A 23,359-nucleotide genomic window follows, 5' to 3' on the forward strand; every position below is an offset into this window, starting at 1 on the left:
TACCCGATATGACAAGACCGCGCTGTCATTCGCCAGCTTCCTCAATCTAGCTGCCATCCGCAGATGGATACCGAACTTTGTCAACAGAACCTAGCACTGGTTCCGCACAAGAAACCGATCGGCTCGATACTGCTGAAAGTACCGAGGCATCCGTCGACATCGGATTCAGGGTGGTCAGAGATAATTAGGTGTGCGCTATGTCTCGTTCGAATTTACTAACACCCAATTCGTTCGAGGTATAGCGATTGAAGTCGGTCCTTTTCGGGCGGAAAGCCAGATCCATTAAACGGCAGTGAATGCGCGCAGTGAGCTGTGGCTTCACACCATAGATCACGTGTGGAAACATCGGTTGCGAACGGTGACTTGAGGGAACGTCAGTAATGGGGCGATCCTAAACGTGTTGGGGCCGGATTTCTGAGCTCCGATCGGCGGCGCTTTTCCTACATTGATTACCAAACGGTGGCGTTCGAAGAGATGATTATGAAAGCGGGCTCAGGCTCCATTGCAGAAGGCAAAGCGAAACTGTTGAGATGGTCAACCACAGCCAAGACCAGCCGGCGCTGCGGGCATGGAAAATCGCCATCGAAATCGCGGCGAACATTGCGAAACTGGCTAACGTCGCGGCTACGACCGCTTCGGCGCGTTCCATGCCGGTCCGGGCGAGAATGAAGGACAGGACGACGGTGATCTGAGCCGTCAGTCCATAGGCCCCGAGCGTACCCGCCAGGACGCGTGCTGCGACAGCCATGCGGCGATTGCGCGCGGCGGCCGCAGCGCCCGTTGAAGGGGACGACCTGAGCGTCACGGAATGGTTCATGGCGAGCTCTTTCGATTGCTGGGGCATGAGGATCAGGAAAGCAGGCGCAGGATGCGTTCGCGGTTGGTCTGCGCGGTCAAGGCAAGCGCGGCGGCCGCGCTCATCCATCCGCACCACGCGACAGCGCCGTAAGCCCAGCCAAGACCGAATCCGGCAATGACGTAGGCCGATACCAAGGCGCTGAAGCCGCTCCAGCGCATCGCAATCGATCGGCGCGGGCTTAGCTTGCGGCGCAGCCAATCCTGGTGATGGCGGGCCATGGCGATCAGCAGCAGTGCAAAGCCCAGCAGCGCGAGGCCGGCGATGGCGAGATGGATCATGCTGGGGCCTCCGCCGAATTACGTTTACGCCGGGCTGGCGCTGCCTTGGGCTGGTGGCGGAGCACTTTTCGCGCGGTGTAGGCGAAAGCGATAGCCAGCACGATCATGGTCAGGTCAAAGCTGACAAATGCCCAGTCACCGCGATAGAGGCTCGCACCGAGGCCGCGCGAGGTCGTGGCGGCGTTGACGATCGGAACCAGCGCGAACAGCACGGCACCGGTGCCAAGCACTTCCACCCAGGCGCGCTTGGCGGGGCGTGCCAGCGTCCACGCGAAGATTGCTCCCCAGGCGATGAACAGGCTGTCGACTTCCCATTCACCACGCTCTGCCATCGCGGACGGGAGTAGGCGGTTGGCAAGGAAATAGACGGCGATGCCTGCAGGAGCGCCGGCGATGAAGCCGATGTTCAGCCGCTCGACCAGGCGGAAGCCGAAATGCGGGCAGGCCGGGTCCGGCAACTTTGTGCGCCGTTTTACGCACCATAGGGCAAGCCCCGTGGCGCACATCGCCGTGCCGCCGAGGCCGGACAGGAAATAGAGCCAGCGCAGGCCGTATCCGGCGAACCAGCCGGTGTGGAGATCGACCATGACCTCGCGCGTCATGCTGGCGCCGCCTTTCACCGGTTCGGGAATGGGAATGATGCGGGCCTGTGCTGCGTCGATGTAAAGCGCAGTGTGCCGGTTGCCTGCCCAGTCGGTGCGTTCGGGGTAGAGACGGGCCGTCGCATTCCGGTCGCCGGGGTGCTCGATATTGATGTAGCTGGGGCGCGTGCCCTGCCACTGCCGCTCGGCGCTCGCGACCATTAGAGACAGTGGCATCGTCGGGGCGGCGACGCCGCTGACCTCCCGCTCTTCAGGGCGGGGGCTGGAGGCCTCGTAGAAGGCGTCGCGGTCCGCGAAGTTCGCGGTGATAGCCCAAGGCATCAGCGTGAGCAGTAAAGTGACCAGTCCTGTATAGGTGATCATAACGTGGAACGGGAGCGCCAGTACGCCGGTGGCGTTATGAGCGTCGAGCCAGGAGCGCTGCCCCTTGCCGAAGCGCATCTGGAAGAAGTCGGTGAAGATCTTCTTGTGCGTGACCACGCCAGAAAGGATCGCGACCAGCATGGCCAGCGCAGCCACGCAGACCAGATAGCGGGCCCAGCGCACCGAGATGTAATGCAGGTCGAAATGCATGCGGTAGAGGAAGAACCCGCCGCGGGTCTCGCGCACGCCGAGTTCCCGGCCGGTGCGGGGATCAAGCGTGATCTCCTTACGGTCGTGCCGGTCCTGTCCCGGTATGCTCCAGGACACGGCAAGGCCGCTCCCACCACGGGCGCTGGGAAGCGAGATGCTCCAGCTTTCCGCTCCTGCGCCGCGTCGACGCAAGAGCGCGTCCGCGGCGTCGAGCGCGCGCGGGGTCACCGCCGTGCCGGAAGGCAGTTCGGGCCGCATCCAGGCATCGATTTCGTACTGGAAGAACGCCGCCGTACCGAAGACGAAGACGATGTAGAGGATCCAGCCCGGTATCAGTCCGACCCAGGTGTGCAGCCACGCCATCGACTGGCGGAAACCCTGCTTCATGATCGCATCCTTGCCCTTGCGAACTCTCAGAATTCCGTCCGCGCCGAGAATGCGATCGTGCGCGGCAGGCCCAGTTGCCAGTACGAGGACCAGTAATCCTTGTTGGTCAGGTTGCTGACGTAGAGATTGAATGTGGTTGGTCGGCCCAGCGCCTCGGTGCGGTAGCGGATACCTGCATCGAAAAGCGTGTAGCCGTCGATCCGGTTGGCATTGGCCGCATCCTGATATTTCGATCCCGAGTAGTAGGCGCCGCCCGAAAGCACGAGGCCGTTCACTGCAGGAATCTCATATTCGATCGAGGCCTTGGCCATCAGCGCGGACGATCCGATCGGCTTCTTGCCCTTGAGCGCCGCGTTGGTGGCCTTCTCGATGCCGAGGTCCATCCACGTGCCCCCGGCGACGATCCGCAGATGATCGGTGACATGGCCGTCCAGCGTCAGTTCGAGGCCCTGATGGACCTGTCGGCCGTCCTGGTTGATGGTTATCATGCCTGTCGAGGCGACTTCGTTGTAGCTGTTCGCCTTCTCGATGCGGAACAGTGCGGAGGTGACCAGCAGCTTGTCGGAAATGGCGTACTTGGCCCCGACTTCGTACTGCTTCGAGATGACCGGATCCATCACCTCTCCGGGGTTGGTGTAGAGCGTCGCATCGTTGGGCACGATCGTGCCGGCTTCCATCGCCTCCATGTAGCTCGCGTAAGTGGTAAGTGCGGGTACGGGCTTGTAGATCAGCGAGATCGTGGGCGTGATTGCGGACTTCTTGTAGCCCGACGATCTGGCCCCCGCAGTCGTATAGCTGCGCGTCCGGATCGTGCTGTAGTTGAAGCCCACCAGTGCGCTCAGGGTATCGGTGAAGGTGACGTCATCGCCGATGATCGCGTTGAAGTTGGTAGCGTCGTTCGCCTTGTAGAGCGGGCCCGGATCGCCGTGGAACACCGGCGTCGGCATATTCAGCAGCTCGTCCAGCGTCAGGTTGGACCCGGCCGGATAGGCCGTGCCATCGGCATAAGTGCCGGGCACGTTGCCGACGACGTGACGGACTTCCTTGTAGGTGTCCCAGGAACCGCCCAGGGTCAGCTTGTGGTCGATCGGGCCGGTGCGGAACGCAAGATCGAGGTACGTGTAGGCGCCCTGCGAAACCGTGTCGTAAGGGAAGGTCTTGGAGATATTGTAGGTTGACCAGCCGGTTGGCGTGTCGATCGGATAGATGATCACGTATTCGCGCTCATCCTTCTTGTACATGTAGGCCGATCGCAGCGAGACTGCATCGCTGATCTGGTACTTCACATTGGCGCCGATACGGTCCGAGGTGGTCTGGTTGTAGGTCCAGCCCGGCGTATAGGTTTTCGAATTGTCGTAGGCATCGGGCCAGTAGCCGAGGCCATTGGTGTAGAAGCGCGTGTCTACACGGTCGAGATGCCAGTAGGTATGCGCCGCTTCCAGTTGTACCAGAAGCTTGCTGGAAACGTTCCAGTCAAGCGCACCGCTCACCAGCCACTTCTTCAGATGCTGGTCGTCCTTCGACGTGCCGCCATTGGCGTAAGCACCGTTGAAGCGGAAGGCCAGGGTGTCGTCACTTGTGATCTTGCCGCCGAGATCGACGTGGCCGAAATACTGGCTGCCGCCGTAATTTCCAACCGCCACGTTGGCGAGCGGCTCGTAAGTCGGCCGCTTGAGGACGTAGTTCGAGACGCCGCCGACGTTGCCCGAGCCATAGAGGAAACCCGAAAGGCCGTTCATGACCTCGACCCTCTCGATTTCCTCGGTCGACAGTCCATACGTGTAGGACGAGAGTCGCACGCCGTCGACGATGCCGGTGCTGCTGTCGAAGCCGCGAATTCGGACGTTCGGATAGCCGAAGATGGTCGTCGGCGCATTGGTCTGCACCACGGGGTTCATCTTGTAGAGCTGGTCGAGATCGCGGGCGATGGTGTTTTCGATCTGCTCGCTCGACATGACTGTCACCGAATAGGGCGTGTCGGCGATGCTGCGCGAGCCCCAGGGGCCGATACCCGCCACAAGATCGGGAGAGACATGCTGCCCGTTTACGACAATGGGAGAGCCGTCGCGGGCGGTCTGCCTGTCGCTGCTGGAACCGTCGTCTTCGCCTTCTTCCGTATAGCCCACCGCCTGGATGCGCATCGGGTCCAGTTCCAGCCGTCCGACGGTGGCGGGTACGATCGTCAGCGTCCCGGCATCCGCCGCGCGTGCGACCAGTCCGGTGCCGGCCAGGAGGCGGGACAGGGCTTCTCGAGGCACGAAAGAGCCGTTTAGCCCTGGGGTTGTGCGCCCATCGGCCAGTCGCCCCTCATAGGAAATCTGAACATCGCTTTGGTCGGCGAAGCGGTTCAATGCCTGCGCCAACGATCCGGCCGGAATCTCGTAGCGCCGCGCCGCCTCGCCTTGTTGAGCCTGCGCCGATACGGGGACGGCTACGGCTGTGAGCATCGTCGAACCGACCCATGTAGCAGCCAGCAGCGACCGCGCGGAAAATTGCCTCATGTCTTGTAACCCCCGAATGAACCAAGTGCATTCTAGTGCTGATGCGACGCACTCTCATTAGGTAGGTCGAAGATGCACGGATTTTGGAGCCTACCTCGGGCGAAAAAATTTTTGGCGAGATCGGAAGTTCAGCGGCTGACGACGATGAACATATTGGAAATACGGATGGACTTCAGGGAAAGGGTTTTTTCAAGCGCCGCCAGCGCATCGAGCGGATGGTCGAGATCATACACTCCGTTTACCCGCAGGTTCGCCGCCTCGCCGCGCACGGTCCAGTAGCCGCGCCGCTGTCGGCCAAGCTGTGCCACGACTTCGCTGAGCGGCCGGTTGGACACGATCAGTTTTCCCCGCGTCCAGGCGGTTGCCGCCAGTGCATCGGATGGAACGGGGCGGGCGACGGACTGCGCGGTGAAGGTAGTGCTCTCGCCTTCCCGAACCACGGCCTTCGCTCCGCTGGACGTCCGAACCGCGACGCTGTGTTCCAGCACGATGACTTCGGGTTCGCCTGAGCGTTCTTCCACCGTGAAAACGGTGCCAAGGGCGGTTACGCTCCCCTCATCGGTTTCGACGCGGAACGGATGATGCGGATCGGGCGCAACCCTGAATTGCGCAGCGCCGCTTAGCAGCGTCGCCACGCGCGCGCCGTCCGACTGATCGAAGCGGAGTGCCGAGCCCGCTGCCAATGTCGCGACCGATCCGTCGGGCAGAGCGATGCTGCGGCGCTCTCCGACGCCGGTGGAATAGTCCGCGCGCAGCCGCGCCGGCCAATTCTCGGTGCTTCCGATAATCGCCAAGGCAAGCACTGCCACAATGGCCGGCACAGCGCAGCGACGAGCGATGGCGGAGGGCGCGGGGCGCCAGCGGCTTGTCCGGCGATTTGCCGGGTGGGCACGCGCCGGTTCCTCCTCGCGGATTGGCAGTGAGGCCATGCGCCGATAACGCTGCCAGACCGCGTTCTGCCGATCGAATTCGCGGCGATGTTCCGACACGGCTAGCCATTCCGAAAATGCGGATTGTTCCGCCTCGTCCAGCGCGGTTCCGTCCTGCCGGACGATCCAGTCTGCCGCCTGCTCTTCCAGTGTCCCGATCGGAGCGTCCACGTCGTCTTCAATCGACATCGCCAACCTCTCGTTTGATTCCCATGGCAACGGCATGTGCCTGCCGTCTCATACAGTCAGTCGGAATTCGGACGGATTTGGCGCCATGGCGTCGCATTTTTAATCGTCCTGTCCAGGCTCGGCCAGAATGCGCGAGCAGAGCACGAGGGCGTGCCGCAATTGCTTCTCGACCTGTTTCACATGAATGCCGAGCCGCTGTGCGATTTCGGCTTTTTCCAGAAGTTCGACATGGCGCATGGCGAAGACCTCCCGGCAACGCGGGGGCAGTGTTGCCATCGCGCCGTGTAGCCGATCCAGTTCGTGGCGCCCGGCGGCATGGGCTTCCGGCGAGGGCGCATCGTCGGCAACCTGTTCGCTGTGGTCCGCCTCCACAAGCCATTGAGACCATCGCTGCTGTTGGCGCATGGCTTCCGCACTGAGGTTGCGGGCGATTCCGTGGACGAAAGCTTGCACATCCACCACGCGACCGGCCTCAATCGCCGGAATGGCGCGCGCAAAGGCTTCCTGGACGATATCCGCTGGCTCGACCGGAGGCCTGACGCGCCGCCGCACGCTTGCCAGAAGCGCGCCGCGATGCCGGGCGAGCAGGGAGAGTGCCTTTACGGTCATCGCGCCGCCATTTGCCTGGCGGGTGGAAGGATCAGGAATTGGAGTGGCACGGCGACGACAAGTTCGTCGGGCAATTCAGCGGGAATCTCCGGGAACGGCGCGGAGCGACGGACCTGTTTTAGCGCAGCGCGGTCGAGTACGGCGCGACCGGTAGAACGCTCCATTGCCGCGGCCAGCAGGTTGCCCCGGCGGTCTATGCGGAACGACAGGGCCCCGTCGCCCTGATAGTTTCGGAGACGGGCGGCTTCCGGGTAGTTTCGATGCTCGGCCAGGCGCGCGAACAATACCTCCCGGTAATCTTGGGCCGCATCGCGTGGTTCATGACTTTCGGCGATGCCTTCTGGTTCCGCTTGGTCGAAATTCGCATTATCTGAAGCGGCTGGCGCGGTAGCAGCGTCGGGTGAGAGGTGACGCAGTTCCTGGACGCGCGCGGGCTTTTTGTTTTCGATCTGTGGGAAGATGGCGGCGGCAGGAACGGGCTTTTGCTTTGCTGGGGCAGCTTGGGCTGAGGCGTCGAGTGTCGTGATTATGGTCACGTCACGTTGCAGGCTCTGGTCTGTACGGTGGGGGAATTGGCCGCAGACGATGAGAAGAAATCCGGCGATGTGGACGAGAATCGTAACGCAGAGCGAGAAAAATCGCGGGTTTTCCACCCGGATTCGCCTTCGGGAGGCGCTTGATCTTTCGATTGCGACGAATTGCGGCATGTCGGCGCGCTTAACCACTATTGCGAGTTAATCGCAACATCCTTGTTCGAGGGGTGGGGCAGGCTGAGCATGCCCAATCCTCGATGAGCGTGTCACGACGCTGGTCATTCGATTTCCGTCATTCGCCGAAGCTCCAATGAGGCGGCCAAGGGCCTATGGGTGGAACGGTGACTTGTCGCCGCCAGCCATCGCTTCCGACATTCATGGCCGCAACAAGAGCCTGCATTTTGCGGCTTGATCGCCATCAGGTTGATTGAGCCCACGCAACAGCGTGTCCAACGCGCAAGAAGACGAAAATCAATTAGTTTGCTTTTGCGAGGCATTAGCGATTAATGGTTATGTCGTTGGAACGTGAGGAATTCGATGCTGATCCCATTTCTGGTCATGCTGCGCGAAGGGATAGAGGCCGCGCTGATCGTCGGAATCGTCGCCAGCTATCTCCACCATGCCAACCGCAAGGACCTGATGCCCGCGATCTGGGTGGGGGTCTTATTGGCGTGCGCGCTGTCGTTGTTTGCGGGTGCCGCGCTGCAATTCGCCGCGGCCGAGTTTCCGCAGAAGCAGCAGGAACTGTTCGAAGGCGTGGTCGGGCTGGTGGCGGTGGTGATGCTAACCTCGATGGTATTCTGGATGCGCCGCGCGGCGCGCTCCATCAAAAGCGAGCTTCACGCCTCACTCGATCGCGCCCTGGCCCGCGAGAGCGGCCCGGCCTGGGCGCTCATCACCATGGTATTCCTGGCCGTTGCCCGCGAAGGGTTGGAATCGGTGTTCTTCCTGCTCGCAATCTTCCAGCAGAGCCGAGGATGGGAGGCGCCGGTAGGTGCATTGATCGGCATCGCAGCTTCGGTGGCTATCGGCATCGGCCTGTACAAGGGCGGCATCCGCCTCGACCTGCGCCGCTTCTTCCGCTTTACCGGCGTCTTCATCCTGCTTGTCGGCGCCGGTCTGCTGGCGGGCGTGCTGCGCAAGTTCCATGAGGCCGGCATCTGGAACGGCCTACAGACGGTGGTCGTCGATCTCAGTGAAACGCTGCCGATGGATGGTCCGGTCGGTGCAGTCCTTGCCGGCCTGCTAGGCTACCAGGCTGTGCCGGTGCTGGGCGAAGTCATCGTCTACGTCGCGTTCCTCGCCGTCAGCCTGTTCTGGTTCTTCAGGCCCTCACCAAGACCTACACACTCTCCCGCCGGGGCTTGCTGATGACCAAGACTTCTTCTTCGCCCCTGATTCGCGCGGCGCTGGTCGGCTCCGCGCTGCTCGTGCTGCTGGGCGGCATCGCCTTCTGGTATGCCTCGAACCGCAGCGGCAGGACGCCCCGCACGACCGATGGCCATGCCGTGACCGTGACCATCCGCGGCAAGGTCTGCGATCCTAACGACATCACCGTGCCTGCGGGCAAGACCACCTTCACCATCGTCAACGAGACGCAGCGCGCGCTGGAGTGGGAAATCCTCGACGGCGTGATGGTGATCGACGAGCGCGAGAATATCGCGCCCGGCCTGCGCCAGACGATGACGGTCAAGCTGGAGCCCGGCGAATACGACATCACCTGCGGCCTGCTCAACAATCCGCGCGGCAAGCTCCACGTCACCCCTTCGACGGAATCGGATGCCGAGGCGGCGCGGCCTTCGCTGGAAACCTACGTCGGTCCGCTGGCGGAGTATCAGGTCTACCTGCTGACCGAAGCGGAAACGCTGGACAGTTCGGCGCAGGCTCTGGTGGCCGCGCTCAAGGCCGGACAACTGGACAAGGCTCGCGAGCTTTACGCCCCTGCGCACCAGAGCTACGTGCGGATCGAAGCGGCAGGGCAGGTCTTCGGTGACCTCGAAGCGCGGCTCAATGCCCGTGCAGACTATTACGAAAAGAAGGCCGCCGATCCCGCGTTCCAGGGCTTCCGCCGGATCGAATACGGCCTGGCCAACGGCAGCGATGCCAGGGCGCTGGGTCCGGTGGGTGACAAACTTCTGGCCGATATCGCGACACTGAAGGAGCGGCTGGCGGGCATCGAACTCAAGCCCGAACAACTGGCCGGCTTTACCGAAAAGCAGTTCCGCCGCCTGTCGGATTCGCTGGGAGCTGCCCTGTCCGCATCAGGGCCCGCAACGGGCGACGACAGCCCGGCGGACCTTCAGGGCCTGTACGAAAGCGGCAGCAAGGTGGCCGAACTGCTCTCGCCCCTGCTGGTGAAGGCGAACCCGGCGCTGGACAAGGCGTTCAATGCGGACTTCGCTGCTTTCGACAAGGCGCTGGCTCCGCTGCGCACGGGCGACACCATGCGCGCCGTCAAGCTCGATCTCGCGCAGCGTCGTGCTATGGCGGCGATCCTTGCGAAGATCGCTGCCGATTTCGGCAAGACCAATGCCGCGCTGGGGCTGACATGAGACTACCGTCGTCACGCCGACAAGTACTGGGCGGTGGTATCGGTCTGCTGGCGGCCATGCCCGCAACAGCGCTGGCGCAAGCCGGAGCCGCTTCGACCGGATCACCGGCAGGCGGCTCGCAAGTCGCCGACGCGCCGCGCAGCACCCACACGCAGGATCTCGTGCCGTTTCAGGGTGTGCACCAGGCCGGCGTCACCACGCCGCGCCCCAGCGCCGGGATGATCGCCAGCTTCTATGTGCTAGCCGAAAGCCTCGACGATCTCGAACGCCTTTTCCGCATCCTGACTGAGCGGATCGCATTCCTCACGCGTGGTGGGCAGCAGCCGGATATCGATCCCCTGCTTCCGCCCGCCGGTTCGGGTATTCTTGGCCCGGTGGTGCAGCCCGATGCACTGACTATCACCGTTTCGGTCGGTGCATCCCTATTCAATGCCGACCTCGGCCTTGCAGCACTCAGGCCCCGGCACCTCCGGCAGATGCAGGCGCATCCCAACGATGCGCTGGACGCAGCGCTGTGCCACGGCGACCTGTCGATCCAGTTCTGCGCCAACACGCCCGATACCAACATCCACGCCCTGCGCGACATCATCAAGAACACTTCCGACCTTCTGGTGCTGCACTGGAAGCAGGAAGGAACGGTGCCGCAGATCCCCTCCACGCCCGGTCAGCCGGAGGAGAGCGCGCGCAATTTCCTAGGCTTCCGGGACGGTTCGGCCAATCCCAACTCCAACGACACCCCGCTGATGGACCGCATCGTCTGGGTGGCACCTGGCGGGGTCGAGCCCGGCTGGGCCACCGGCGGCAGCTATCAGGCAGTGCGGATCATCCGCAATTTCGTGGAACGCTGGGATCGCACCCCACTGGGCGAGCAGGAAGCGATCATGGGTCGCGTGAAGCCCAGCGGCGCACCCATGGATGCCCCTGTCGACGGCAGCGCGACCGAGCACCACGTGCCCGACTACGACCGCGACCCGCAAGGCACGAAGACCGGCCTCGATTCCCACATCCGCCTTGCCAATCCGCGCAATGCTGCCAGCGATGCCAACCTGATCCTGCGCCGTCCGTTCAACTATTCCAATGGCGTCACCAAGTCCGGCCAGCTGGAAATGGGCCTGCTGTTCATCTGCTATCAGGCGGATTTGGAAGCGGGCTTCATCACCGTCCAGAAGCGGCTCGATGGCGAACCGCTGGAAGAATACATCAAGCCGATCGGCGGCGGCTTCTTCTTCACTTTGCCAGGCATTCGCGACGATGCAGACTGGATCGGCCACACGCTGATCGCTGCTGCGCGCGCCGCCTGAGCGATCCTGAGCAATCCCCATTTTGATCACGGAGACGACCATGTTCCTATCCTCGCGCCGCACCCTGCTGGGTATGTTCGCCGCCGCGCCCCTTGCTTCGCTGCCGCTGTTTTCCGAAACCGCGCTGGCGCAGGCGAGGCCATCTCCTTTGCAGCTGGTCGGGCCGGTGGCGCAGTACAAACTCTACGTGAACGAAAACGTACGCAAATTCGTGGCCGATACCCGTGCTTTCACGGCGGCGGTGAAGGCCGGCAACATCGCATTGGCCCAGAAGCTCTATGCCCCCACGCGCATGAACTATGAACGGATCGAGCCGGTGGCCGAGCTGTTCAGCGATCTGGACGCCGCGATCGATTCCCGCGCCGACGATCACGAGAAGGCTGAAAAAGATCCCCGCTTTGGCGGCTTTCACCGCATCGAATACGCTCTCTGGGTGGAAAAGAGCACCAGAAACGCCGGCAAGGTGGCGGACAAGCTGATGGCGGACGTTCTTGCATTGCAGAGCCGCCTGCTCAAGTTGACCTTCCCCCCCGCCAAGGTCGTGGGCGGTGCTGCCGTGCTGATGGAGGAAGTGGCCGCCACCAAGATATCGGGTGAGGAAAACCGCTACAGCCGCACCGACCTCTACGATTTCCAGGCCAACTTCGAGGGAGCCTTCAAGATCGTGACCCTGCTGCGCCCGCTGGTCGCAAAACGCGACCCTGGTTTCGCGGCCAAGACCGATGCCAATTTCAAGGCGGTGTTCGACACGCTGGCCAAGTACCGCGTGCCCGGCGGCGGTTTTGCCTCCTACCTCAAACTATCCGACCGCGATCGCAAACTGCTGGCGGGCAAGGTCAATATTCTGGCCGAAGACCTCTCGAGGCTTCGCGGAATGCTGGGGCTCAGCTGACAGGTTCCCGGGCGGCATGTAAATCAAGGTCAGCGAAAGTGAGCCACTCGAAGTTTCTCAGAAGAGTACTTGCCTGCTCTACTGTCGCCGAAATTGCTGCCCTTGTTTGGGCGTGCCTAACGTTTGGTGGGTAGATTCAAAGCCCCGCGCCAGCCCTCCAGCTCTTCTTTCTTTCGGTGTAGGCTGGATCGAATGGCGGGTCAGCGTTACCGCATGAAGGAAAAGCTGGGGGCGTGGATGCTGCCACTAGACCGATGTTTGGAGCGGCAATGAATGGCGGAAGGCAGCAATTACCAAGACGATGCCTCGCAACGGGATGGCATGCCCTCGTCTCGCCAGACGAAGGGCACCAAAGCAGTGACATCTCCGGTCTGACATCTGTCGAATTGGAGGTTGTAGGTCCGCTCTGTCAGCGAGAGCAGGGGCAGGGCGCTACCAACTCACGTCGTTCCGGTGGACCACATTGAACGGCAACTGTCTGCCGAGCCGGTCATTTCACGGTGTGGAAACGCTCCTACCTTGCGCCGTCTCATCAAATAACGTAGGCGCCTACACAAGCTACTAAGGGCGTTTTTATGGCAAGTTTTGATCTGCCTATTCTCGGTGCACCGATGAGCCGGCGAACAATGCTCGCGGCCTCCATCTTCGGTGCTGCGGCTCCCGCGCTGGCGAAGGCGGATGACGACCCACTGGAACGGTTTCTCAAGAAGCAACTGGAAGGCGCCGCGATCCCCGGCATGGCGGTAGGTGTCGCTCGAGCAGGCAAAGTAACGCTGATGCGGGGTTATGGCTTTGCCGATATTGCGCGCCATCGGCAAGTCACGACCAATACGATGTTTCATCTTGCTTCCGTGACGAAGACTGTCACGGCCACGGCGATCATGATGCTCGTTGAAGCAGGCCATATCGATCTTGATGCGCCGATCAGCGGCTATCTCGATTTCAAGGTCATCAATCCGGCTCATCCCGATTCCGCGATTACAGTTCGGCATCTGCTGACCCATGTGTCGAGCCTTTCCGATCAAACATATTACCAAGTCGATTTCCGAACGATCGGGATGGATTCGCCGCTACCGCTCAGGGCCTTTTTGACGGACTATCTCGTATCTGGGGGCGCCTACTATACAGCTGCTGGCTGTTTTTCGTCGGCTGCCCCAGGCGCGGTCTATGACTATTGCAATGTTGGTTACGCGCTACTGGGCTATATTGTGGAGCAAGTCGCGGGCCAAGATTTGCGCGCATTCACCCAGGAGCGGATGTTCACGCCCCTTGGCATGCGTCCCGTTTCCTGGTGCATTGCAGATGTGCCTCCACAGTTAGCTGCCACCCCCTACGAGGTCGTGGATGGTCGGGCAGTCGCCACCCCAGCCGTCGGCTTCCCGGACTATCCGGTGGGCATGCTGCGCGCCTCCATCGCCAGCTTCATGCCCTTCGTTGCGGCGGCGGCAAATGGCGGAGCGTCCGACAAGGCCCGGATCTTGTCGTCCGGCAATCAGGCCCAAATGCTGACCATGACAGTTCCGCCCGGCCTGCCGTCGTGGGTGAGTGGGCAAGGGCTGGGCTGGATGGAATCCAATAACCACGGCAAGCGCTTGATCAATCACTGGGGCGGCGATCCCGGCGTGTTCACCGCTGTCTATCTGGACCCCGTCACAACCACCGGTGTGGCGATCTTCACGAACATGTCGGCCACTCCTGCGAGCAAGAACGCCATCAAAAGTATAGCCGAGCATCTTCTTTCAGGACCACTTGCATGACAGAGAAGCGGAAGGATTATAGCCGTGCCGCGGGCGCGGCCGCCTTGGGTGCGCGCCTACGCCGCTTATCCGAACGACTAGATCGTGAAACGGCGGAGATTTATGTCGCGCAGGGCATTCGTTTCGAGCAACGATGGTTCGGTGTTCTCAATCAGATCGTTCTGAATGGGCCGATGACAGTCGGCGACATCGCAGAGGCGCTTTGCATCACCCATGTATCGGTGAGCCAAGCGAGACGGGCGCTTGAGAGCGCCGGTTTGATCCAGATGGCCGGCGACAAGGCCGATGCGCGGCGTCGCCTCATCTCTCTATCTGCCCAGGGCGATGCTCTGGTCGCCGCCCTGGCGCCACTCTGGGCTGCTCTGAGTGAAAGCGCCAAGGAACTGGATGCCGAGGCTGGCCATCTCGTGCCATTGTTGGACCGCTTGGAAGACGCACTCGATGTGCGCGCCCTATCGGACCGCGTCGCCGCCCGCCTCGGCGTCTAGATATAAGCCGTCGTTTCCTGTTCTGAGCGACGGGCCGGTTGGCGAAGGAATTCGACCCGCTCGGCAATCGGATTTGGCTTGGTGCAATCAGCGCTAGGATTTCTCATTCCGAGCGCTGGAAAATCGTCGTCCGGTGGCAAAAAGTGGCGCGATGGTGTGCAGGGCCGCTCTCAGCCGTACGCTGGCATCGAACTGTCGACTCGCGAGCGACAATTTGCCGTTCGCCAGTCGACTCTCCCCAGACGTTCGAAGCCGACTTCCCAAGGTACGGACGTCCCGCTTATCCCCGAAGGCCGTCCTTGCTCGGCGTTTGGCTCAGCCGTCCGTTGACAGGGTGAGGCCCTCCCATTCATCGATCTCACGTTCCATGTGCTTGTATCGTTCGCGTACCAGGCGCAGGGCATCGCTACCCAGCAGCAACTGCGGTGGCGGGGCGTCGGCATCGACCAGGGCGAGGACTGCTTGGGCGAGCTTGGCTGGATCGCCCGCCTGTTTACCACTCTTCTCCATGCGCGCAGCCCGGATCGGATCGAACTGGGCGTCGTAGTCGGCGATCACGCGGGAGCTTCGGACCATCGATCGTCCTGCCCAATCTGTGCGGAAGGAGCCCGGGCATAGAGCCGTGACATGGACGCCAAAGGGTGCCATTTCCGCGCGCATCACTTCGGAAATGCCCTGAAGAGCAAACTTGCTGCCGCAGTAGTAGGCAATTCCCGGCATGGTAATCATCCCGCCCATGGAAGTCACGTTGACGATGAAGCCGCGGCGACGTTCGCGAAAGCGCGGTAGCAAGGCCTTGGCGACCGCCACCGCTCCGAAGACATTGACGTCGAACTGACGGCGCATTTCCTCGAGCGGGGATTCCTCGATTACACCTTCATAACCATAGCCCGCGTTATTGATGAGGATATCGATCGGACCATGATCGCTGTCAGCTCGATCGACAATTCCGGCAACCCTCTCGAACTGCGTAACATCGCACAAGACCGTCACGACCTCTGGCAGAAGCTCAGCCAGGCGATTTCGTGCCGCCTCGGATCGAACCGCGCCGATTACCCGATGGCCGGCCTCCAGCGCGGCCTGGGCTATTGCAAAGCCGAAACCGGAATTTGCTCCCGTTATGAAGAAAGTGTGTCGCGACATGGCGTTGTTCCTGCTGGTTGCGTTTCCGCTTTGCCAAATGGTACAATCGTCCTCATCCGAAAACGGCAGTTTCTCTAAGTTTCTTGCTCAATCCTATGATACGATTCCCGGAACATGACTGATCTTTTCGAAATTGCGGCCGAGCTCGCGCCGCGGCATGGGTACAATTCGACTGGCCTTCCCGGCCTGCGCATCCTGCGTTCGGAAGCCATGCTCGAGGACGTGCCGGTGCTTTACCGGCCTGGAGCCGTTTTTGTCTTACAGGGATCAAAGCAGGGCTTTCTCGATGGCAATGTGTATCGCTACGATGCCGATCATTACCTCGCCATCTCGGTGCCCGTGCCATTCCGCATGGCCTCACAGGCGGATGCAGGCAGGCCCTTGCTCGCCATCTATCTCGATTTCGACCTTCCTCTCGCGGCCGAGATCGCCGCAGTGATGGCTAGGCCGGACGCGTCGCACGCCCGCGAGCAAGCACGCAGCCTGGTTTCGAGCCCAATGGAGCCCTCCATTCGCGATGTGCTGCGACGGTTGCTGGTGGCTCTGCACTCCCCGCAGGAGTGCGCTATCCTGGGTCCCGGGCTTATCCGTGAATTGCATTTTCGCGTGATGATGGGGCCGCAAGCTCGGCCGCTATTGGCCGCACTTCACCACGAAGGGACGGCGGACCGGGTCGTGAAGAGCCTGTCAGAGATCCGCGAACGCTATCACGAGAAACTCACCGTTCCCGCCCTGGCTAAGGCTGCGGGGATGAGCGTTGCTTCGTACCACTCCGGATTCAAGGCTCTCACCGGAAGTTCGCCCATGCAGTACATCAAGGCCATGCGCTTGCACGAGGCGCGCATGATGATCGCGCGGCGCGAAGCTCCCATAGCGACGGTCGCGATGCAGGTCGGCTACGCCAGCCCCGCGCAGTTCAGCCGTGATTTCAAACGTCATTTCCATCGCAATCCAAGCGATGAGGCCCTCTGGCTGCGTGAGCACATCGGCGAGGCCTCGTAGGTATGGGAAACTGCGACCAATTGTCGCCGCTCCGCTTCGGCCTCCTGAGCCGTCCGCTCCCGCCGAAACCGGACAGATCAGCTTTGCACGATTTTAATCGAGAACCGGCCTTTCCGGCCCCGCAAACTTAGCGGACATGTGGTGCAACAGCGAAGAGGTGGTCAAGCTGCCGCTTGCCATTCCAGTCAGGCGGCGGTTCACCGGAGCCATCCCAAGGAGCGGTCTGACCCCAATCCTTTCGATAATCCCTTAAACGAACCAACACTTCATCCGGTGAACTGGCGTGATCATCGTCCAAGCCTGGCTCCCAAAGGCATGCTTCGCAGATAAAAATCGGCAAGCCTTCCTCTTCCGTATACCGTGGGATTTGAAGCTTGGTATTGAACCCACAGGCGGTGCAGAGCAGCCGACCGTCCTCATCCCATATGTTAAATTGTGTGAGCCCTGGCATGTAGCCATTCTAGCGTTCTACATTCTGGCGTCCACCAACGCTGATAGACCGGCAGTTCGCTTGCCTCCCCCGACATCTTGGTCGTAGCGGGTGCCCAACCGGCCCCTAGGTACCGGTCAATTGTAGACCTTTCATTTCTTGTCCGTTTCGAGGGAGGGCCTAAGTGGGCGGGTGCGCCGAGACAGCGGCGCTATGCCCTCCATAGGTAGCGCATCGCTTCACGGTCGCTCTGCTCTGGGCGGGAAAGCTGCCGGGAACGAAATGACCCTACTGAGACGCTCAGCGATCAAATCTTGGTCCCCAGGTGCGGAAGGCCTGCCATCCGGCAGGTCTCGACCAACTCGAAGAGTTCTCTAATTTCCGTCTGAGCAGCCAGCTCTCCGATAGTTGCCCGATAGTCTGCAAGGGTGTGCTGCCTAAGGAGACGGGCGCCGGCATGTACCGGCGCCCTTGGATAGCCTCGGAATTGTCTTAGATCTGCACTTGGCCGCCATCCACGAAGAGTTCGATGCCGTTGATGAAGCTGGCTTCGTCGGAGGCGAGGAAGAGCACTGCCTTCGCGATCTCGTCCGGCTGGCCGACGCGTCCGGCGGGGATCAGGCCGGCCAGATAGTCCTTCGTGCCTTCCGCCTGCTCGCCGCCGCCGAACAGTTCGTTCAGCCCGGCTGTCTCTGTCACGCCGGGGCTGACGGCGTTTACGCGGATGCGGCGGTCCTTCAGGTCGAGGATCCAGTTGCGAGCGAAGTTGCGCACTGCCGCCTTGGTCGCTGAGTACACGCTTAGTGCCGGGGTGCCGGAGACGCTGGTGGTCGATGCGGTGAGAATGATCGATGCACCGTCCTTCAGCAGCGGCAGTGCCTTCTGCACGGTGAAGAGAACGCCTTTGACATTGGTGTCGAAAGTGCGCTGATAGTGCTCCTCCGAGATCGTGCCGAGCGGGGCAAATTCACCGCCGCCGGCATTGGCGAACAATACGTCGATCTGGGCATGCTTCTGCTGCACGGCGTCGTAGAGCCGGTCGATATCGGCAAGGTTCGACATGTCACCGCGAATGCCGGTGATCCTGCCGCCGATCGCGCGCACTGCCGCGTCCAATGCATCCTGTCGGCGGCCGCTGATGAACACCGACGCGCCGTCGTCGGCAAAGGCCTTGGCCGTCGCAAGCCCGATGCCGCTGGTGCCGCCGGTTACTACCACCACCTTGTTGTTGAACTTGTCCGTCATCGTTAGTCTCCTGTGAGCATTTTGGCGAGATCGCCGCTGCCCATTGGAAATGCCTTCAGAACGCTGATGCGTGTAGTCGGCAGATGTGGCACTTAGCGTTCCACCAAAGGAACGCTGATGAAGATCGACCTGAACGACTATGCCTATTTTGCCGAAGTGGTGAGCCATGGCGGCTTTGCAGCCGCAGGGCGCGCGCTACGTGAGCCGAAGTCCAAGCTTTCGCGGCGCATCGCCGGTTTGGAGGAGCGGTTGGGGATGCGGCTGATCGAACGATCGAGCCGCCGTTTCCGGGTCACTGACACGGGGCAGGCCTTCTACGAGCGCTGCCGCACGATCCTGGCCGAGGTGGAGCAGGCCGAAACGCTGGTGCAGCAGGCGCAGGCAGAGCCGCATGGCCGGGTGCGCTTCAGTTGTCCGACCGGGCTGATCGAACTCGTCTCTGGCCTCGTTTCTTCATTCCTGGACCGCCATCCGAAAGTCCGGCTCCAGATCGTGGCAACCGATCGCGCGGTGGACCTCATCGCGGAACGGATCGACGTTGCCTTGCGTGTGCGGACCGCTTTGACGAGTGATGCCGCGTTGACCATGCGGACGCTTGGCACATCGATGCGTATTCTGGTGAGCAGCCCGCAACTGGCCAGCCGCGTGGCCGAGGTAAGCGATCTGGCCGATTTGCCCTGCCTCAGCACTAGCGACTTGGGAGAAGACAGCGAATGGCAATTGGAAACAGACGATGGGCGCGCGCATTCTCTCCGTTTCGAGCCGCGCCTCGGCTGCGAGGACATGATGGCGGTTCGCAGCGCGGCGATCGAGGGCCTGGGCATTGCACTATTGCCCGACCACATCTGTAACGAAGCGTTGAAAGAGGGACGACTGGTGCACATCCTGCCGACATGGCGCGGCGCGAAAGGGATCGTGCACCTGGTTTTCACCACCCGGCGCGGCCTGCCTCCCGCTGTCAGGGCATGGATCGATCACATCGCGGCCGGTTTACCTAGGACGACAAGCCCTGCCGCTGTTCGAAAATAGGAAATTGCCTGGATGCGATGTGGCCTTGACATCCCGAGTTGTGGAAGGTCCGCTAGCCCCTGATCCTGCAGATCGATGCTGAACGCCTCAGCAGCTGTTCCTCGGGCGTCGAGGCAAGTCCAAGCGAGCCGGATGATCGCGGAAGGCGTCGGCGGCGATCCGGTGGGTGGGCGAGTAGACTTCCGCGAGCACGGCAAAGAGCATTGGATCGTAAGCGAGGAGGTCCCTGTCCGAGACGATCGTGAAGTCTGGCCCCCGGAACGCCTTGTTCGAGTTGAACCAGAACTGCGTGCCTTCGGCCCAGTATTCCTGCACCGTCACCGCGGCATAGTCGCCCTTCCACAGGCCCTGTTCCAGGGCATGGCGATAGGCCGTCTCGACGCGGCCATAGAGAGCGGGGTCGACCCGTTCCACTGCGGACAGGATGTTGTGAGAGAACTCGTGGACGAGGATGTTCTCGCCGAAGTAGCGTGTCCCGGGCACTGCCAGCAGGTTCTCGGCCGCTCCCGTGGTATAGAGCCCGCCCATGCCTCGTGCCCGGCTGTTCCAGTACTCGGCATCGGTCATGGCGGCGATCTTGTCGTAGTTGGCGCGTTCGCAAGGCGTCAGGCGCGGATCGTCTGCCGCGGGTTTCTTCCAGTCCCGCTGCTCGGGAAGGTCCATCGTCCCTTCGTCGATCGCCATGATGCCCACCCGCGCACCGCTGCGGACGAGTTCGCGCCGAAGGTCGGGGCGCTCGGCGGTCTCGGCCAGGACGATATCGCGGGCGACCAGCAAGGCACGGTCCGGCACTTTTGCGGAAGAGACCACCGGAATGCCGTCCGCATCGGCATATTTTGCATAGAAGGGATCGAGCCCGAGCGAAGCCGGCGGCGTGCTCACCGACCAGCTTTCGTAACTTCCGATCAAGGCATTCGCCATGCGGACATTCTCCACCTGCGGATGCGCACAGGCGGAAGTAAGGAGCGGGAGTGCGAGGGCGAGGGTCGGGGCAAAGCGAAATAGGGGGGACAGGATCATCGATCTGCTCCGGTTTTGAAGGCAGGCCCGGATCCGGCAAGATGGAGCCGGGCCTGCCCGATGGTCAGCGGTGGAAGCGCAGGCTGAGGAAGAACGTACGCCCGATCACGTCGTAGACGCCCGACTGGTAGCTCAGTTCGAAGTTGGCGCCGCCGGCTTCGGCACCCGGTATACGCGGGGGCTTGCGGTCGAAGGCATTGTTGAGACCGCCCGACAGCTCTATGTTATCGGTCAACGCCACGAAGGCCGAGAAGTCGTTGTAGAACACGTTCGGTGTCCAGACTTTGCTGTACTTGTCCGGCGTGATCGTGGTGGCCGCCTTCATCGGCGAGAAGTGGCGCAGGCTCCAGGTAAAGCCCATACCCTCGCGCGAGTAGGTCGTGCGGACCACGCCCTTCCACTTGGGCGATCCGAAGATGCCCGCGTACTCGGTGATCGAGCCCGGATCGGTCGGGTCGAGCGTATAGCGGCGGTTGAGGAGGCGGGTGTAGTTGGCGTCAATCGACAGCTTGCCCGCATCGTCGGCGAGGCCCAGCCGCGAGAGCGGCAGGCTGTAGCTCAGTCCGAAGTCGATCCCCCGGGTGAGGTACTGGGACAGGTTCAGCTTCTGCGTCATCACGGATTCGAGATTGCCGTTGGCGTCACGCTGGATGAGTGGGCAGAAGATGTTGTCCAGCGACGACTGGTCCACGCACTTGTCGATCAGCATCTGGGCGCCGAAGGCGTCGATCGCGTTGCGCAGGTCGATGTTGTAGTAATCGACCGTGAGCGACAGCCCCGGCACGAAGCGCGGTTGCAGAACGGCGCCGAGCGTCAGGGTCTTGGCGGTCTCCGGCTTCAGGTCGAGATTACCGCTCGAAATGATGTCGCGGTAGAGCCAGTAGCTTACGGTATCGGCCGGGTTGATCGCCGCGCAGTTGGCTGCCGTGTACTGCGTGCGGGTCGCGCGGTTGGCGAGATTATAGGCATTGCACGGATCGGTGATCCAGAGGCCCGAAACGCTGTCCGCCGTGTAGAGTTCGCCGATGTTCGGCGCGCGTACCGCCTGGCCGTAAGTGGCGCGGAAGCGGATATCGGGTATCGGCGCCCATTCGCCGCCGAATTTCCACGTCGTGGTCGAGCCGGCGGTGCTGTAGTCCGACAGGCGCAAGGCACCGTCAAGCGACAGCGTGTCGAAGAACGGTGTGTCCTTCAGGATCGGAACATGGACTTCGCCGTAGACTTCCTTGACCGAATATTTGCCGACGAGAGTGCCCTGCATGGTGCCGATCGTCGGATCGTAGAGCGGACTGTCCGGATTGTACTCGGGGATGGCGCCGATATTGTTGCGCTCCTTGCGGTACTCGCCGCCGAGCACGACCTGGACCGCACCGCCCGGCAGGTCGAACAGGCCGCCCGAGACATAGCCTGAGAGCACCTGCTGCGTCAGTGTCGATTTCGACCAGTGCGAGGTATAAGTGATATAGTCGATCATCTCAGGGGTCAGGGTGCGCAGCGGGTTGATCGCCACGCAGCCGTTGCCAGGATTGTCGAGCGTACTGCGGCAGACGGCTTCGCCATTGGCATCTGTCGTGCTGTCGATGCCCATGTACCAGCGATCGTAGGCGGTCGAGTTGACATCGCGCACCCGCTGGGTGGTCTTGCCGTAACTGTAGTAAGTCGAATAGTTCCAGGGCTGGGCGAAGAGCGTGAAATCGCCTTCCGCGCCGGTCACGGCCTGGAACAGCTTGCGATCGTATTCCGTAACCGGAGCCGGCAGTTCCATGAAGCGCCGCGCGAACTGGACGCCGCCGGCGGACACCGTGCCGCCGTTGGCTGCGCGCATCTCGTCAGTGATATAGGGGCTGTCGGCGGGAACCACATCGGTGCCGAATGCGGTCATCTGAAGGAAGCCCGCCTTCGAGGTATTGTGCGCGAACGTGGCGTTGGCGAAGAACTTCAGCGCGTCGCTCACCTCGAAGCTGGCCGAAGCGCGGGTGTTGAAGCGCTCGGACGGAACCGAAAGATACCAGCCGTCGTAGCGGCCGTTGTATTCGCCGCCATCGGTCAGCAAAGTGCCCAGCGGGTCGGTGGAAGTGCCGAGGTTGACCGGCACGACGTTGACCAGGCCGCCGGGTCCGAGGATGGGATCGCGCAAGGTTCCGCTGTCGCGGTTGACCGAATAGAGCTTGCCGCCCAGCACCACTTGCGCGGCATCGGCCGTGTTGATGTTGCGGACGTGGTCCTGGATGAAATAGGGACTGGAGCTGCTGGTGCGGGCGTAGATCGGATAACCGTCGGCCGTCCAGGGGCGATCGGAACCACTCACGGTGCCGGGCGTATTCTCGTAGAAGCCGTAGACCGTCACATTGCCGCGATGGTCTGCAAAGTTCGTGCCCGCGAGCAGGTCGAACCCGTACGTGTCCATGTCGCCGCGTGTCGAGGCGTTGTAGCGGGTATTGGCCTCGATTCCCTGGAAGTCCTTCTTGAGGATGAAGTTGGCAACGCCCGCGACCGCATCGGCCCCGTAAAGCGCGGAGGCGCCGCCGGTAATCACTTCCACCCGCTGCACGAGGCTGGAAGGGATATTGCTCAGGTCCACCGCCGAAGTGCCGGGAATGGCAGCGACCTGGCGGCGCCCGTCGACCAGCACCAGCGTGCGCTGCGTTCCCATGCCGCGCAAGTCGAGCGCATTGACGCCTGCGTTACCGGCGAGATTGCTCGTCTGGTTCGTTTGGGTGACTGCAAGGGCGGGGAGTTGGTTGACGACGTCGGCGATATTCTGCGTGCCGGTCGCCTTGATCTGGTCTGCGTCGACGACCGCCAGTGGCGAAGGACTGTCGGCAGCGGCGCGCCGGATGCGCGATCCCGTGACGACGATGTCCTGGGCAGGTCGATCGGTCGCGGTTTGATCGGCAGGAACCGGGGCCGTCTGCGCATAGGCATTTGCCGAAGGCGCAAGGCAGCTGAGCATGAGCAGCGTCCGTAGCGCTGCTACGGAGATCCGATGATTTATCATTTGGTTATCGCTCCCTGATCCGCAACAATTCGTTACGAACGA

The 23,359-nt window shown here is 61.9% G+C and carries 19 protein-coding genes; 8 read left to right on the plus strand and 11 right to left on the minus strand.

Annotated elements, in window-relative coordinates; all coding sequences use genetic code 11:
- Positions 1–478: 478 nt before the first annotated feature.
- From EDF57_RS21430 to EDF57_RS21460, 7 genes are all read right to left on the minus strand, one after another.
- Positions 479–817 carry a hypothetical protein gene (locus EDF57_RS21430; protein ID WP_243841201.1) on the minus strand — a complete coding sequence of 113 codons (339 nt, stop codon included), beginning with the start codon at positions 815–817 and terminating at the stop codon, positions 479–481.
- Positions 818–849: 32 nt separating this feature from the next.
- Positions 850–1,137 (minus strand): DUF3325 domain-containing protein, encoded by a 288-nt coding sequence (locus EDF57_RS21435; protein ID WP_134095748.1) that lies wholly within the window; start codon positions 1,135–1,137, stop codon positions 850–852.
- Complete coding sequence (locus tag EDF57_RS21440; protein WP_134095749.1) at positions 1,134–2,699, minus strand: PepSY-associated TM helix domain-containing protein; 1,566 nt, start codon at positions 2,697–2,699, stop codon at positions 1,134–1,136. Before EDF57_RS21440 ends, EDF57_RS21435 begins: the two co-directional genes overlap by 4 nt.
- 26 nt (positions 2,700–2,725) lie before the next feature.
- Positions 2,726–5,200, minus strand: a complete 2,475-nt coding sequence (locus EDF57_RS21445) for a TonB-dependent receptor (protein WP_134095750.1) — start codon at positions 5,198–5,200, stop codon at positions 2,726–2,728.
- Positions 5,201–5,328: 128 nt separating this feature from the next.
- On the minus strand, positions 5,329–6,318 hold the full coding sequence (locus EDF57_RS21450) for a FecR domain-containing protein (RefSeq protein ID WP_166675346.1): 990 nt from the start codon (positions 6,316–6,318) through the stop codon (positions 5,329–5,331).
- A 99-nt stretch (positions 6,319–6,417) separates the two neighbouring features.
- Positions 6,418–6,927: an RNA polymerase sigma factor gene (locus EDF57_RS21455; protein ID WP_134095752.1), complete on the minus strand. Its 510-nt coding sequence runs from the start codon at positions 6,925–6,927 to the stop codon at positions 6,418–6,420.
- A complete protein-coding gene (locus tag EDF57_RS21460; RefSeq protein ID WP_166675347.1) occupies positions 6,924–7,652 on the minus strand; it encodes an energy transducer TonB in 729 nt (242 codons plus the stop codon). Before EDF57_RS21460 ends, EDF57_RS21455 begins: the two co-directional genes overlap by 4 nt.
- 333 nt (positions 7,653–7,985) lie before the next feature.
- On the opposite strand from EDF57_RS21460, the gene efeU reads away from it, so the two are divergent.
- The 6 genes from efeU (at position 7,986) to EDF57_RS21490 (ending at position 14,450) form a co-directional block, all read left to right on the plus strand.
- The gene (gene efeU, locus EDF57_RS21465) at positions 7,986–8,831 is read left to right on the plus strand and encodes an iron uptake transporter permease EfeU (protein ID WP_208324926.1); all 846 of its coding nucleotides are present in this window, start codon (positions 7,986–7,988) and stop codon (positions 8,829–8,831) included.
- A complete protein-coding gene (gene efeO, locus EDF57_RS21470; protein WP_134095754.1) occupies positions 8,831–10,012 on the plus strand; it encodes an iron uptake system protein EfeO in 1,182 nt (393 codons plus the stop codon). The genes efeU and efeO (EDF57_RS21470) overlap by 1 nt, the downstream gene beginning before the upstream one ends.
- Positions 10,009–11,313: an iron uptake transporter deferrochelatase/peroxidase subunit gene (efeB, locus tag EDF57_RS21475; RefSeq protein WP_134095755.1), complete on the plus strand. Its 1,305-nt coding sequence runs from the start codon at positions 10,009–10,011 to the stop codon at positions 11,311–11,313. Before efeO (EDF57_RS21470) ends, efeB begins: the two co-directional genes overlap by 4 nt.
- A 40-nt stretch (positions 11,314–11,353) precedes the next feature.
- Entirely contained in the window at positions 11,354–12,205 is an 852-nt protein-coding gene (gene efeO / locus EDF57_RS21480; protein WP_208324927.1) for an iron uptake system protein EfeO, read from the plus strand.
- A gap of 575 nt (positions 12,206–12,780) precedes the next feature.
- Positions 12,781–13,962: a serine hydrolase domain-containing protein gene (locus tag EDF57_RS21485; RefSeq protein ID WP_134095756.1), complete on the plus strand. Its 1,182-nt coding sequence runs from the start codon at positions 12,781–12,783 to the stop codon at positions 13,960–13,962.
- A complete protein-coding gene (locus EDF57_RS21490; protein WP_134095757.1) occupies positions 13,959–14,450 on the plus strand; it encodes a MarR family transcriptional regulator in 492 nt (163 codons plus the stop codon). Before EDF57_RS21485 ends, EDF57_RS21490 begins: the two co-directional genes overlap by 4 nt.
- A gap of 315 nt (positions 14,451–14,765) precedes the next feature.
- Here EDF57_RS21490 and EDF57_RS21495 read toward each other — a convergent pair whose 3' ends face one another.
- On the minus strand, positions 14,766–15,593 hold the full coding sequence (locus EDF57_RS21495) for an oxidoreductase (RefSeq protein ID WP_134095758.1): 828 nt from the start codon (positions 15,591–15,593) through the stop codon (positions 14,766–14,768).
- Positions 15,594–15,707: 114 nt separating this feature from the next.
- On the opposite strand from EDF57_RS21495, the gene EDF57_RS21500 reads away from it, so the two are divergent.
- Positions 15,708–16,595, plus strand: a complete 888-nt coding sequence (locus EDF57_RS21500) for an AraC family transcriptional regulator (RefSeq protein ID WP_134095759.1) — start codon at positions 15,708–15,710, stop codon at positions 16,593–16,595.
- Positions 16,596–17,517: 922 nt separating this feature from the next.
- Here the strand turns inward: EDF57_RS21500 and EDF57_RS21505 are convergent.
- Entirely contained in the window at positions 17,518–18,270 is a 753-nt protein-coding gene (locus EDF57_RS21505) for a glucose 1-dehydrogenase (protein WP_134095760.1), read from the minus strand.
- Between the two features lie 117 nt (positions 18,271–18,387).
- On the opposite strand from EDF57_RS21505, the gene EDF57_RS21510 reads away from it, so the two are divergent.
- Complete coding sequence (locus EDF57_RS21510) at positions 18,388–19,299, plus strand: LysR family transcriptional regulator (protein WP_134095761.1); 912 nt, start codon at positions 18,388–18,390, stop codon at positions 19,297–19,299.
- Between the two features lie 87 nt (positions 19,300–19,386).
- Here the strand turns inward: EDF57_RS21510 and EDF57_RS21515 are convergent, their stop codons facing one another.
- On the minus strand, positions 19,387–20,220 hold the full coding sequence (locus EDF57_RS21515) for a glycoside hydrolase (protein ID WP_134095762.1): 834 nt from the start codon (positions 20,218–20,220) through the stop codon (positions 19,387–19,389).
- Positions 20,221–20,383: 163 nt separating this feature from the next.
- Complete coding sequence (locus EDF57_RS21520; protein WP_243841202.1) at positions 20,384–23,272, minus strand: TonB-dependent receptor; 2,889 nt, start codon at positions 23,270–23,272, stop codon at positions 20,384–20,386.
- Between the last annotated feature and the right edge of the window lie 87 nt (positions 23,273–23,359).

Source organism: Novosphingobium sp. PhB55, from assembly GCF_004368805.1.
GTDB lineage: Bacteria > Pseudomonadota > Alphaproteobacteria > Sphingomonadales > Sphingomonadaceae > Novosphingobium.